15 protein-coding genes and 1 pseudogene are annotated in these 12121 nt (G+C 62.3%); 13 read left to right on the top strand and 3 right to left on the bottom strand.

The window, feature by feature from the left end:
* The first annotated feature begins 83 nt into the window (after positions 1-83).
* The 6 genes and pseudogenes from HY067_09135 (at position 84) to HY067_09160 (ending at position 3781) form a co-directional block, all read left to right on the top strand.
* Positions 84-380, top strand: a complete 297-nt coding sequence (locus HY067_09135; GenBank protein MBI3528122.1) for a hypothetical protein — start codon at positions 84-86, stop codon at positions 378-380.
* Positions 361-708 carry a DNA-binding protein gene (locus HY067_09140; GenBank protein ID MBI3528123.1) on the top strand — a complete coding sequence of 116 codons (348 nt, stop codon included), beginning with the start codon at positions 361-363 and terminating at the stop codon, positions 706-708. Before HY067_09135 ends, HY067_09140 begins: the two co-directional genes overlap by 20 nt.
* A 356-nt stretch (positions 709-1064) precedes the next feature.
* Complete coding sequence (locus HY067_09145) at positions 1065-1346, top strand: hypothetical protein (protein MBI3528124.1); 282 nt, start codon at positions 1065-1067, stop codon at positions 1344-1346.
* 96 nt (positions 1347-1442) lie between these two features.
* Positions 1443-2441 (top strand): tripartite tricarboxylate transporter substrate binding protein, encoded by a 999-nt coding sequence (locus HY067_09150; GenBank protein MBI3528125.1) that lies wholly within the window; start codon positions 1443-1445, stop codon positions 2439-2441.
* A 49-nt stretch (positions 2442-2490) separates the two neighbouring features.
* Positions 2491-3044: pseudogene (locus tag HY067_09155) on the top strand (DNA-deoxyinosine glycosylase).
* A gap of 35 nt (positions 3045-3079) precedes the next feature.
* The gene (locus tag HY067_09160; GenBank protein MBI3528126.1) at positions 3080-3781 is read left to right on the top strand and encodes a DUF1353 domain-containing protein; all 702 of its coding nucleotides are present in this window, start codon (positions 3080-3082) and stop codon (positions 3779-3781) included.
* Positions 3782-3804: 23 nt separating this feature from the next.
* Here HY067_09160 and HY067_09165 read toward each other — a convergent pair whose 3' ends face one another.
* Positions 3805-3999, bottom strand: a complete 195-nt coding sequence (locus HY067_09165) for a YbdD/YjiX family protein (protein ID MBI3528127.1) — start codon at positions 3997-3999, stop codon at positions 3805-3807.
* 7 nt (positions 4000-4006) lie between these two features.
* Positions 4007-6085, bottom strand: coding sequence for a carbon starvation protein A (locus HY067_09170; GenBank protein ID MBI3528128.1), 2079 nt, complete (start codon positions 6083-6085; stop codon positions 4007-4009).
* A 218-nt stretch (positions 6086-6303) separates the two neighbouring features.
* Here HY067_09170 and HY067_09175 point away from each other — a divergent pair, with 218 nt between their 5' ends.
* The 7 genes from HY067_09175 (at position 6304) to nusB (ending at position 11941) form a co-directional block, all read left to right on the top strand.
* Positions 6304-7551 (top strand): serine hydroxymethyltransferase, encoded by a 1248-nt coding sequence (locus HY067_09175; GenBank protein ID MBI3528129.1) that lies wholly within the window; start codon positions 6304-6306, stop codon positions 7549-7551.
* Between the two features lie 121 nt (positions 7552-7672).
* On the top strand, positions 7673-8146 hold the full coding sequence (gene nrdR, locus HY067_09180) for a transcriptional repressor NrdR (GenBank protein MBI3528130.1): 474 nt from the start codon (positions 7673-7675) through the stop codon (positions 8144-8146).
* A 4-nt stretch (positions 8147-8150) separates the two neighbouring features.
* Entirely contained in the window at positions 8151-9245 is a 1095-nt protein-coding gene (gene ribD / locus HY067_09185; GenBank protein ID MBI3528131.1) for a bifunctional diaminohydroxyphosphoribosylaminopyrimidine deaminase/5-amino-6-(5-phosphoribosylamino)uracil reductase RibD, read from the top strand.
* Positions 9245-9841: a riboflavin synthase gene (locus HY067_09190; protein MBI3528132.1), complete on the top strand. Its 597-nt coding sequence runs from the start codon at positions 9245-9247 to the stop codon at positions 9839-9841. Before ribD ends, HY067_09190 begins: the two co-directional genes overlap by 1 nt.
* Positions 9838-10941 carry a 3,4-dihydroxy-2-butanone-4-phosphate synthase gene (gene ribB, locus HY067_09195; protein MBI3528133.1) on the top strand — a complete coding sequence of 368 codons (1104 nt, stop codon included), beginning with the start codon at positions 9838-9840 and terminating at the stop codon, positions 10939-10941. Before HY067_09190 ends, ribB begins: the two co-directional genes overlap by 4 nt.
* Before the next feature lie 90 nt (positions 10942-11031).
* A complete protein-coding gene (locus HY067_09200; GenBank protein ID MBI3528134.1) occupies positions 11032-11511 on the top strand; it encodes a 6,7-dimethyl-8-ribityllumazine synthase in 480 nt (159 codons plus the stop codon).
* On the top strand, positions 11498-11941 hold the full coding sequence (nusB, locus tag HY067_09205) for a transcription antitermination factor NusB (protein ID MBI3528135.1): 444 nt from the start codon (positions 11498-11500) through the stop codon (positions 11939-11941). The genes HY067_09200 and nusB overlap by 14 nt, the downstream gene beginning before the upstream one ends.
* Before the next feature lie 61 nt (positions 11942-12002).
* Here the strand turns inward: nusB and HY067_09210 are convergent.
* On the bottom strand, positions 12003-12121 hold a 119-nt coding region (locus tag HY067_09210; GenBank protein ID MBI3528136.1), incomplete at its 5' end, for an IS110 family transposase.

Genomic DNA, 12121 nt, shown 5'->3' on the forward strand with positions numbered 1-12121 from the left:
AGCTCTGCGTTCGGCACCTCGTGACGGTTCGTGCCTGTTGGTCCACTTGACAACAGACCGCTGGTGTTGGCATTATTGCCAACATGAAGGCTATCGAGCTCGTTCGCACTCGCCTTGCCTTTTCAGAAACCACGTTTGCCGAGTTGGTTCTTTGGCAGGTTCCCAAACCGGTGGCCGGCTCGACTCACGCGTTCAAGTATCGGCTTGCCTACGTGGTAGGCGGTGTATGCGTGGTGCGCTACGACAACGAGGTTGGCAAGGGCGATCACCGGCACTTCAATGGCAAGGAAAGTGCATACATCTTCAAGACCCCGGATAAACTTATCGCTGACTTCCAGCGCGACATTGCGAGGTGGAACCGTGAAAACAGTGACTCTTGACGTTCGCGCTCCGAGCGAATCCATGACGGACTTTGTACGCGTCTGGAAGACCGGTAAGCCGCAGAAATCTGCGCGCATCAGCTTTGCCACGCCGGAGCTTCTCTGGAAAGTACTCACCATCAAGCGCTGGGAGTTGCTCAAGGTACTGTGCGGCGCAGGTCCGGTCTCCATCCGCGAAGCAGCGCGTCGCGTTGGTCGCGACGTAAAGGCGGTGCACAGTGACATCACTGCGCTACTGAACGCCGGAGTGCTTGACCGGGCAGAAGGGGGGGGAATTATCTTCCCGTTCGAGGCCGTAAAAGTCGAATTCCTGCTTCAGGCTGCGTAGCGCGGCTGCGCAGCCGGTGCCGAACCATGCCTTGCACCGGACGCTTCACCAGCGGCACAGCGCTTGCTGGTTTAGCGCCGGTGAAGGCAGTCGTTCCCCAGATAGATCATCGCGAGGACCCGCTATGGACGAACGAGACATCCCGATCATTCTCCTCCAAACCATTCGGGGGACTATGCACCAGCCTTGCGGGCTGGAATGGAACTCACGAGAACTCAGACCAGAATGCAAGGGGCCAGCCATTGTGATTTCAGGTTTAGGAGGCGAGGGGAAACCTAAATGGCGTTAGCTGGCACAGCCAAATCATGGTTGTTTTGGGACTTTTTCTACAGCCTCGTTAGGGCGGAAGGAGAACAATGAGTAGCGCGATGCCCGTATTAGTTGCCGTGATTGCTACGAGCGTTGTCGTAGGCGGCGCTGCATACATGGTTGGCAGCTATAGTGGCGAGGTCGATCAAGACGCTTGCTACTCCGACACGCTCGAGCTGATTCGATCGTTTGAACAGCATGCAGATGCGGAGCAGATAAAGGGCCTGATGGAGAAACTTTCTCGGGCCGATTACGAAACAAACTGCCGCAAAGTGATGGAAGCAGTCGCAGAGTATGCGAAGGCGCAAGGTGAATCTCGTGCGCCCTGACAAGCGGCTTCAGAACGGCCGCAAAGGTGCTCGCACCTTTGTCCCCTCCCGTTGGCCGGCGGCATCTGAGCCGCGGCGTTAGGTTTGGGAGGAGCCATGTTTGTCACGATGCTTCGCCGTCTTTGGTCTGCTCTGCCACGGGTGCTAGCGATCTTGTTGCTGAGCGCACCGTCGATCTTCGCGGCCGCGAAGGACGTCTATCCCTCGAAGCTTGTTCGGATCATCTACGCGTCCGGAGCCGGTACTTCCGGTGATGTCCGGACCCGGCTGTTAGCCGAGAAATTGTCGGCTCGGCTTGGGCAGCGATTCATCGTCGAGAACAAACCTGGTGCCGCAACGACCTTGGCAACGAAGATCGTTGCTGACGCGAAACCGGACGGCTATGTGCTGCTCGCGACCTTCACGCCAGCCCTCCCGGTCGGGCCGCTGCTCTACAAGGATGCCGGATACGACCCGATCGCTTCGTTTAGCGCCATCGCCATATTCGCCCAGGGCTCGCCCTTCCTCGTCGTGCATCCTTCCGTGCCGGCGAAGACGGTCAAGGAGTTCGTGGCACTCGCGAAGGCCAAGCCCGGCTCGATAGCCTTCGCCCATGCCGGCTTGGGCAATGCCACTCATCTCCCCGCAGAGATGTTTCGCCGAGCAACTGGCGTTGACGTGCTCTACGTGCCCTACAAGAGCGAAGCACATGCTCTTCCCGACTTGCTAAGCGGGCAGGTCTCCGCGGCATTTGCCTACACCGTCGTCGCCGTCCCTCAGATCAAAGCCGGCAAGCTGCGCGCCTTGGCCGTCGCCCGCGCGGAACGCAATCCGGCGTTGCCTGACGTGCCCACGCTGGCGGAGGCCGGCTACCCGGGCTGCGAGTTTCACGCGACGATGCTGCTTCTGGGCCCTGCGGGCCTCCCTGGGGAGATCATCTCTCTCCTGAACAAGGAGATCGCCGCTATTATGCAAGAGCAGGAAGTGCGCTCCTTTTACGAGACGACGGGCGCTGATCCCGTCTACGGGACACCGGAGCAGGTGCGAGCGCTGATTGCCCGCGAGACGGAGATGAACATTGCGCTTGTCAAGGCACTCGACATAAAGCCTGAATGAAGCGGGTCGCATGCATCAAGACCGTAGCAATCTTCGATCGTCCGCGATAATGAAGCGCGCAACTTCCGAGGCGCCGACTCCGTATGGCGCCGTCTCAGCGGTGCGCAGTTTTCCGCCGATCGAAAATCGCGCGGCCCGAGTCCTCGTGCTCGGCAGCATGCCGGGAGCGGCGTCGTTGCTGGCCGGCCGGTACTACGCTTACCCGCGCAATGCGTTCTGGCCGATCATGGGAGAGTTGTTCGGCGCCGGTCCAACGATTTCTTATGAGAAGCGTGTCCTGATCCTAAGGCGTGCCGGCCTGGCGTTATGGGATGTCATGGCGTCCTGCATCCGCGAGGGCAGCCTGGACGCCGATATCGACGAAGCGTCGATCATACCGAACGACTTCCGCGCGTTCTTCGCAACGCATTCGCGCGTGAGGTACGTGTTCTTCAATGGCGCGAAGGCCGAGAACTGTTTTCGCCGAACCGTGCGGCCGCATTTTTCCGATTGCGGCCTGCATTTACCCGCCTGCCGTCGACCAGCCCCGCGCATGCGTCGCTGTCGTTGCCGCAAAAACTCAAAGCCTGGCGGGCCGTCGCCGATGCACTGGCAAAAGAATAGCGGGAACCGAAAGGTGTCCACCCCGGCCCGCTCCCTTGTCCGGTGACGTCGGCCGCGGATTGGGACAGAATGGTGCGATGCTGCACGAGCGATTCAGACCGGAGAATCCGGGGACAGGTCGACTGCTGCTCGCGGTCACGGCAGCCTGCCTGTGCACCGTTGCCGTGTCCGCGGACCAGGCCGGGTTTTCGGGCAAGGTCGTGGTCGAACTGCTGGACGGCATCGAGTTCGCCTACAAGCTGCGCCTGCTGGACGATTTTGCGTTCACGGACGCCGGCGGCAAGGTGTGGCTCGCCCGCAAGGGCGGCATACTCGACGGCGAATCCGTCCCGCGCGAACTTTACTCCCTGGGCGGCCTGCCTTACCCCTCCGAGTATCGAAGAGCCGCGGTCGTTCACGACTATTTCTGCGGTGTCAGGACGGAACCGTGGCGTCAGGTGCACCGCACGTTCTACCATGCGAGCATCGTAGAAGGCGTGAGCGAAGCCCAGGCCAAAGCGTTGTACGCGGTCGTCTACGCGGGCGGCTGGCGGTGGGAGCAGAAAGGGTCGAGCTGTTATCGCTCCTGCCACGCGGCAGCGGCGTCACTGGCCTGGAAGCCGGCCGCCATACCGGCAGAGGTCCAGCCCGTCCTGCAGTGGATCGCGCAGGATGGACCGACTCTCGATGAAATCGACGTGCGCATGGACGCCGTGATCAGGAAACCGGGACCGCACTTGTTCGCACAGAGATACTGATCGGAGTCGCCGGCGCCGCTGCATCAGCAGCAGCGGCTTACCTTGCTCCATTTCTCGTCCTGCCGCAGTTTGAAGAATTGCGGCCGCGTCAGAACCGGCTCGCCGGCGTGCGCCTGTTTCTGATGCGTAATATAGCGCTCATAGGCGTCGTCCCCGGTGACCTGCCGCAGGTAGCGCCACAGGTGCTTCGGCAGGTGCTTCAGTTCTTCGCGGATCATGGCGGGTTCAGTGCGACGACGTGACCATGTCCGGATCGAGCCGCGTTTTGATGTATGTCGATTCCGAGAGCGGCAGCACCGCCTTGCCGGAGCGTATCCGCAGCGACATGCGCAGCATGTCGAAAATCACCACCCACAGCATGATCGCGAAGAATAGCGCGAGGGCGGCATCGATCTGCTGGCCGATGATCAATTGCGGCGCCACCGCGGCGCGATCAGGCGGCAGCGTGCCGGCGGCGAGTTTCTCCGCCATGCTGGCCGCGCCGGACAGGAAACCGATGGCGGGGTTCGGGCTGAACACTTTTTCCATCGCGGCGCTGGTGCAGACGATCGCCAGCCAGGTAAGCGGCAGGCCGGTCACCCATGCATAGCGTGCCTTGCCCATCTTGATGATGATGCCGGTCGCCACTGAAAGCGCAATGCCCGCCAGCAACTGATTGGAAATGCCGAACAGCGGCCACAGGATGTTGACGCCGCCCAGCGGATCCTTCACGCCCTGCCAAAGGAAGTAACCCCATGCGGCGACGAAGATCAGGCTGGACAGCACGGTCATCGGATAGGAAGACACGTTGCCCATCGGCTTCCAGACGTGTTTCAGGATGTCCTGCAGCATGAAGCGGCCGACCCGCGTGCCGGCGTCCAGCGTGGTCAGGATGAACAACACCTCGAACATGATTGCGAAGTGATACCACATCGACAGCAGCGTATTGCCGAAGGTGCTGCTGAAAATCGTTGCCATGCCTACCGCCAGCGAGGGTGCGCCGCCGGTGCGTGCGAACAATGTCTTCTCGCCCATCTCCTTCGCCAGCATTGCCATCTGATCGACGCTGACCGGGAATCCCCACGACGAAATGGTCGCGACGGCCGCCGCGGCCTCCTTGCCAACCACGCCAGCCGGGCTGTTGATCGCGAAGAACACGCCGGGATCGAGAACGCAGGCTGCGACCACGGCCATGATGCCGACGAAGGATTCCAGGGCCATCGAGCCATAGCCGATCATGCGGATGTCGCGTTCATTCGGCAGCAGTTTCGGAGTCGTGCCGGAAGACACCAGCGAATGGAAGCCGGAAATCGCGCCGCAGGCGATGGTGATGAACACGAACGGGAACAAGGTGCCCTTGAAGATCGGGCCGGTGCCGTCGATGAACTGGGTCAGCGCGGGCATCTTCATATCCGGCGCCAGTACCAGGATGGAGATGGCGAGCAGGAACACCACGCCGAGCTTCAGGAATGTCGACAGGTAATCGCGCGGCGCCAGCAACAGCCACACCGGCAGCGTCGCGGCGGCGAAACCGTAGATCATGACGAACCAGGCGACGGATTCGCCGCTCCAGTCGAACAGGCCGCGCAGCGATTCGTTGTGGTCGACCCAACCGCCGCCGCCGACGCAGACGAGCAGCAGCGCGATGCCGATCAGCGAGCCTTCCAGCACGCGGCCCGGACGGATGCCGCGCATATAGATGCCGATCAGCATCGCCACCGGGATCGTGCCCAGCACCGTGGTGGTGGCCCAGGGGCTGTGCTTCATGGCGTTGACGATCACCAGGCCCAGCACCGCGATCAGGATCAGCATGATCAGCATGGTGCCGATCATTGCCGCCCAGCCGCCCAAGGGTCCGAGTTCGTCGCGCGCCATCTGGCCCAGGCTGCGGCCATCGCGCCGCGTCGAGCAGAACATGATCACCATGTCCTGCACGCAACCGCCGAGCACAGCGCCTGCCAGGATCCACAGCGTGCCGGGGAGGTAGCCGAATTGCATCGCCAGTGTCGGGCCGATCAGCGGACCGGGGCCGGCGATCGCGGCGAAGTGATGGCCGAATGTCACCCATCTGTTGGTCGGCACGAAATCGCGGCCGTTGTTGAACCGTTCCGCCGGCGTGGCGCGGGTTTCGTCGAGCACCAGCACCTTGGCGCAAATCCATGCGCTGTAGAAGCGGTACGCAACCAGATAGGTGCAGATGGCGGCCGCCACGAACCAGATGGCGTTGATCGACTCGCCGCGGTGGATGGCGATGCCGCCGATGGCGGACGCGCCGACGATGGCAATGGCGAGCCACATCAGCTTGCTCAGAACGGTCTTTGGCATGTCTCCTCCGGATGTTTTTTTGGCCTGCCTCGGCATGACCTCTGGACACGGTCACCGGGCGGCTGCTCGGACCGGGCAATGATAGCAGTTAGGCCCGGGCGCGACACCATGCGCCGCACAGCGGAAATGGCGCCTCGCCAAAGCGGCGGGGGAGTGAGGGCGCAATGGTACAATTCGCGCCTTCCCGCAATGCTAAAACCCCACTCCTTTCCCATCCCATGTTTCTCTCGAGCCAGAACGTTCAGGAATTCGACGCCGAATTGTGGCAGGCCATGCAGTCGGAAGTGCAGCGCCAGGAAGACCACATCGAGCTGATTGCTTCGGAAAACTACACCAGCCCGCGCGTGCTGCAGGCGCAGGGCTCGGTGCTGACCAACAAATATGCCGAAGGCTACCCGGGCAAGCGCTATTACGGCGGCTGCGAATTCGTCGACGTCGCCGAGCAACTGGCGATCGACCGTGCCAAGGCGCTGTTCAAGGCGGATTTCGCCAATGTGCAGCCGCATTCCGGCTCGCAGGCGAACCAAGCGGTGTATGCCGCCGCATTGAAGGCGGGCGACACCCTCCTCGGCCTGGCGCTCGCTTCCGGCGGACACCTGACGCACGGCTCGCCGGTCAATCTTTCGGGCAAGCTGTACAACGCGGTGGCGTACGGGCTGAACGACAGGGAAGAAGTCGATTACGACCAGGTCGAGAGACTGGCGAAGGAGCACAAGCCGAAAATGATCGTGGCGGGCGCGTCGGCGTATTCGCTGACCTTCGACTGGAAACGCTTTCGGGAAATTGCGGACTCGGTCGGTGCCTACCTGTTCGTCGACATGGCGCACTACGCCGGCCTGATAGCGGCCGGTGTCTATCCCAGTCCGGTCGGCATCGCCGATTTCGTGACCACGACGACGCACAAGACGTTGCGCGGCCCGCGTGGCGGCATCATCCTGGCAAAAGCCGAATACGAGAAACTCATCAATTCGGCGATTTTTCCCGGTATCCAGGGCGGACCGCTGATGCACGTGATCGCAGCGAAGGCGGTTGCGCTGAAGGAAGCCATGGAGCCGGCCTTCCGCGACTACCAGACGCAGGTACTATCCGGCGCGCGCAAAATGGCGGCGACGCTGCAGAAGCGCGGACTGCGTATCGTCTCCGGCCGCACCGATTGCCACCTGTTCCTGCTCGACCTGCGCGCCAAGAAAATCACCGGCAAGGACGCGGAAGCGGTGCTCGGCCGCGCGCATATCACCGTGAACAAGAACGCAATCCCGAACGATCCGGAAAAGCCTTTCGTGACCAGCGGCGTGCGCATCGGCTCGCCGGCGATGACCACGCGCGGTTTCAAGGATGCGCAAGCGGAGCAACTTGCCAACCTGATCGCCGACGTGCTGGACGCGCCGAACGACGAAGCGAATATCAAGCGCGTCGCAAACGATGTGAAGGCGATGTGCGCGAAGTTTCCGGTTTACGGGAAGTGATCGTGAATGCGGTGTCCACGGGATACCGGGCTACGCCCATAAATACCGCGAATGTCGTGAATACCGTTCGGCTTTCCGCCGGTCATCAGTCACCAATCACCAGTCACTAATCACTGCCTTCATGAAGTGCCCCTTCTGCAAGCATCCCGACACGCAGGTCGTCGACTCCCGGGTCAACGAAGAAGGGGACAGCATTCGCCGGCGCCGGCGTTGCCTGTCGTGCGACAAGCGCTTCACGACCTACGAACACGCGGAGTTGCGCTTGCCGCAGATCGTAAAGTCGAACGGGTATCGGGAACTGTTCGACGAGGAAAAACTGCGCGTCGGTTTCAACCGGGCACTGCACAAGCGGCCGGTGTCCGCGGATCTGGTGGATGACGCGATGGAACGCGTCAAGCAGAAATTGCTGTCGCTTGGCGAACGCGAAGTCGATTCGCGCCGCCTGGGCGAGATGGTCATGCGCGAACTCTACAAGCTCGACAAGGTGGCCTACATCCGTTTCGCATCGGTGTACCGCGACTTCCAGGACGTCGAGGATTTTCGCAACGCGGTGAAGGAAGTGCAGAAGCCCGCCGCGCGCCGCAAGACTAGGTAGGCGCATGCCCTTCAGTGCCGATGATTTCGAATTCATGGCGCGCGCGCTGCGGCTGGCTGAACGCGGCCTGTACACGACCACGCCGAATCCGCGTGTCGGCTGCGTGCTGGTCAGGGACGGCCGCATCGTCGGCGAAGGCTGGCACGAACGCGCCGGCGGGGCGCACGCGGAGGTTGCGGCGCTGAAAGCGGCCGGTGCGTCGGCCGCCGGCGCAACCGCTTATGTGTCCCTCGAGCCGTGCGCCCACCACGGCCGCACGCCGCCGTGCACCGATGCGCTGATCGCGGCGAAAGTAGGGCGTGTGGTCGCGGCGATGCAGGATCCGAATCCGAAGGTATCGGGCGGCGGCATCGCAAAGCTGCGCGCGGCCGGTATCGCCGCGGAAGCAGGCGTCCTCGAAAACGAGGCGCGTGAGCTCAACATCGGCTTCGTGTCCCGCATGATGCGGGCACGACCCTGGATGCGTGTGAAGATTGCAGCCAGCCTCGACGGCAAGACGGCGCTGAAGAACGGCGTCAGCCAATGGGTTACCGGCCCGGATGCGCGCCGCGACGGGCATCACTGGCGCGCACGCTCGTGTGCGGTAATGACCGGCATCGGCACGCTCAAGGACGACGATCCGCGGCTCACCGTGCGCGACATCGAGACCAGCCGCCAGCCATTGCGCATCGTCGTCGACAGCCGGCTGCGCATCACGCCGGAGGCGAAGCTGCTCGACGGCGGCGCGGTGCTGGTGGCGACTGCGACGCATGACGCCGCCAAGACGCGCGCGCTGGAGGCGAAGGGCGCCGCGATCGTGGTGTTGCCGAACCCGGAAGGAAAGGTGGATTTGTTGCGGCTGACACAACATCTGGCCGGCCTGGGCATCAACGAGGTGCTGGTCGAGGCCGGCATGAATCTGGATTCCGCGCTGCTGCGTGCCGGTGTCGTCGACGAATTGCTGCTGTATCTCGCGCCCCACCTGCTCGGCGATGCAGGGCGTGGCATGCTCGACCTGGGAGAACTGACGCAAATGAAGCAGCGCCTGGAATTGCACATCCGCGAGACGCGCCTGTTCGGGCCCGACTTGCGTGTCGTGGCGCGATTTGGGGCGCAATAATGTTCACCGGCATCGTGCAGGCGGTCGGACGGATCGCCGAACTGAAACCCGCCGGTCAGGCGGCGACGGTGACGCTCGATGCGGGCGGACTCGATCTCGGCGACGTTGCGATCGGCGACAGCATTGCCTGCAACGGCGTCTGCCTGACGGTGACGCGGCTGACCCGGGACGGTTTCTCGGTGGATGTTTCCCACGAGACCCTGCGAGTCACCGCCGGATTCACGCCAGGGGCCGTGATCAACCTGGAGAAGTCGCTGAGGCTGGCCGACCGTCTCGGCGGACATCTTGTCAGCGGCCATGTCGACGGCATCGGCGTGGTGCGCACGGTGAATGCGGTGGATGGCAATCGCGAACTGACGATCGCTTTTCCCCGGGAACTCGCGCGCTATTTCGCGCGGAAAGGGTCGGTGACCGTGAACGGCGTCAGCCTGACGATCAACGCGCTGATCGCCGACAGCTTTTCGATCAATCTGATTCCGCATACGCTGGCGGCAACGAATCTGGGCGAGCTGAAGAAGGACAGTCGGGTGAACATGGAAGTGGATCTGGTGGCACGTTACGTCGAGCGCATGCTCGGCCGGGAAGACGTCCGATGAGCACGGCGATCAGCAGTACCCAGGAGATTCTCGCCGACATCAAGGCCGGCAGGATGGTCGTGCTGGTTGACGAGGAAGACCGGGAAAACGAGGGCGACCTGCTGATGGCCGCGGAGTTCGTTACGCCCGATGCGGTCAATTTCATGGCCAAGCACGGGCGCGGGCTGATCTGCCTGACGCTGACCGAGGAGCGTTGCCGGCAGATCGACCTGCCCCTGATGGTCGGCGACAACCGGTCCCGCATGGGTACCAATTTCACGCTGTCGATCGAAGCCGCGAGCGGCGTGACGACCGGCATTTCGGCGGCCGATCGCGCGCGTACGGTGCGGGCGGCAGTCAAAAAAGATGCCAAGCCGGAAGACATCGTGCAGCCTGGCCATATCTTTCCGTTGATGGCGCAGAAGGGCGGCGTGCTGGTCCGCGCCGGGCACACCGAGGCCGGTTGCGACCTGGCGCAACTCGCCGGCCTGATTCCGGCGGCGGTGATCTGCGAAGTGCTGAAAGACGACGGCGACATGGCGCGCCTGCCCGACCTGATCGAATTCGCGCACACGCACAAGCTCAGGATCGGTACCATCGCCGATCTGATCCAGCATCGCAGCCGTACCGAATCGCTGGTCGAAAGAGTCGCGGAGCGCGATCTCGAGACCATGCACGGCGCCTTTCGCCTGGTTGCCTACCGCGACAAAAGCTCGCGCGACACCCACATTGCGCTGGTGAGGGGGGAAGTCTCCCCGGGACGCGAGACACTGGTTCGTGTGCACGAACCGTTGTCGGTGGCCGATCTGCTGGATGCCGGCAGCCGCAGCCATTCGTGGAATCTCAACGATGCCTTGCGCGTGATTGCGGCCGCGGACAACGGCGTGGTCGTGCTGCTCCATCGCACCGAAACCGGTGCCGAATTGCTGAATCGTTTGAACATGGCCGAGGATGCCATGGCGCAGAAAGTCGATCTGCGCACCTATGGTATCGGGGCGCAGATCCTGCGCGACCTCGGCGTAACGCGCATGAAACTTCTGGCCGCGCCGCGCAAGATGCCGAGCATGGCCGGTTTCGATCTGGAAGTGACGGGATATTTGCAACCGAAAGAGAAGCCGTGAATATCGTGAATCTCGTACTAGCTTTGTCTTGCTCGAGGCCGCGAGTAAGATTGCAAAACGTTTACGGCATTCACGATATTCACGACGAACATGGCAACTGACAACGACATATTTCAAGTCAAACCCGACCTCGACGGCGCAGGGCTACGCATCGGCATCGTGGTCGGTCGTTTCAACCAGGATGTCGGCGACGGCCTGCTCTCGGCTTGTACGGTGGAACTCGGCAAGCTGGGCGTAGCGGGCAACGACATCGAGATCGTGACCGTACCCGGTGCGCTGGAAATTCCCCTCGCGCTGCAGAAGCTGGCGGGTACCGGACATTACGATGCACTGGTGGCGCTCGGCGCAGTCATTCGCGGCGAGACTTATCATTTCGAAGTGGTGGCTAACGAATCGGCTGACGGCGTGATGACGGTGCAACTCGATACCGGGGTGCCGATCGCGAACGGCATCCTGACTACGGATAGCGACGACCAGGCGGCGGCCCGCATGCACGAGAAGGGCGCGGACTGCGCGCGCGTGGCCGTGGAGATGGCGAATCTGATGCAGGCAATCGATGAAGAACAGTAGGCGGCGCGCCCGCGAGTTTGCGCTGCAGGCAATCTACCAGTGGTTGGTGAACGAATCCGCCGCCGAGACGCTGCTTGCGCAACTGCGGGAGCAGAAGGACTTTCCCAAGGCGGATCAGCCCCTGGCCGAGGCGCTGTTGCGCGGCGTGGTCGGGAATGCCGGTGCGCTGCGACAACTGCTGACGCCTTATCTCGACCGCGAAATAAAGGGGTTGTCGCCGGTCGAGCATGCGCTGCTGCTGCTGGCCGCCTTCGAGTTGCGCGATCATGCGCAGACTCCGTACAAGGTCGTCATCAACGAAGCGATCGAACTCGCGAAGAGTTTTGGCGGCACCGATGGGCACAAGTACGTCAACGGCGTGCTCGACAAACTGGCCGCCGAACTGCGGCCCGACGAGGTCAACGCGCGCAATACTGTTCGCGCGCGTTAAGTAGATCGAAATGACCATCCAACGCAGAGGCGCAGAGAGCGCAGAGCAACTGCGTTAGAAGTCAAGCATTGTGAGGGGCCTTCCAAGGTTGATTGAACTTGAGCATGGCGTTGAGGATGACGAGCATTTTGCGCATGCAGGCAGTGATGGCCACATAGTGATGTTTACCGGCTTGGACAA

It is taken from the genome of Betaproteobacteria bacterium (assembly GCA_016194905.1).
Classification (GTDB): Bacteria; Pseudomonadota; Gammaproteobacteria; order Burkholderiales; family JACQAP01; genus JACQAP01.

Excerpts from the sequence above, each read along its gene's own strand:
- HY067_09135 (MBI3528122.1), top strand. The coding sequence starts at position 84 with ATGAAGGCTATCGAGCTCGTTCGCACTCGCCTTGCCTTTTCAGAAACC.
- HY067_09145 (MBI3528124.1), top strand. The coding sequence starts at position 1,065 with ATGAGTAGCGCGATGCCCGTATTAGTTGCCGTGATTGCTACGAGCGTT.
- HY067_09150 (MBI3528125.1), top strand. The coding sequence starts at position 1,443 with ATGTTTGTCACGATGCTTCGCCGTCTTTGGTCTGCTCTGCCACGGGTG.
- HY067_09165 (MBI3528127.1), bottom strand. The coding sequence starts at position 3,999 with ATGATCCGCGAAGAACTGAAGCACCTGCCGAAGCACCTGTGGCGCTAC.
- HY067_09170 (MBI3528128.1), bottom strand. The coding sequence starts at position 6,085 with ATGCCAAAGACCGTTCTGAGCAAGCTGATGTGGCTCGCCATTGCCATC.
- HY067_09175 (MBI3528129.1), top strand. The coding sequence starts at position 6,304 with ATGTTTCTCTCGAGCCAGAACGTTCAGGAATTCGACGCCGAATTGTGG.
- nrdR (MBI3528130.1), top strand. The coding sequence starts at position 7,673 with ATGAAGTGCCCCTTCTGCAAGCATCCCGACACGCAGGTCGTCGACTCC.
- ribD (MBI3528131.1), top strand. The coding sequence starts at position 8,151 with ATGCCCTTCAGTGCCGATGATTTCGAATTCATGGCGCGCGCGCTGCGG.
- HY067_09190 (MBI3528132.1), top strand. The coding sequence starts at position 9,245 with ATGTTCACCGGCATCGTGCAGGCGGTCGGACGGATCGCCGAACTGAAA.
- ribB (MBI3528133.1), top strand. The coding sequence starts at position 9,838 with ATGAGCACGGCGATCAGCAGTACCCAGGAGATTCTCGCCGACATCAAG.
- HY067_09200 (MBI3528134.1), top strand. The coding sequence starts at position 11,032 with ATGGCAACTGACAACGACATATTTCAAGTCAAACCCGACCTCGACGGC.
- nusB (MBI3528135.1), top strand. The coding sequence starts at position 11,498 with ATGAAGAACAGTAGGCGGCGCGCCCGCGAGTTTGCGCTGCAGGCAATC.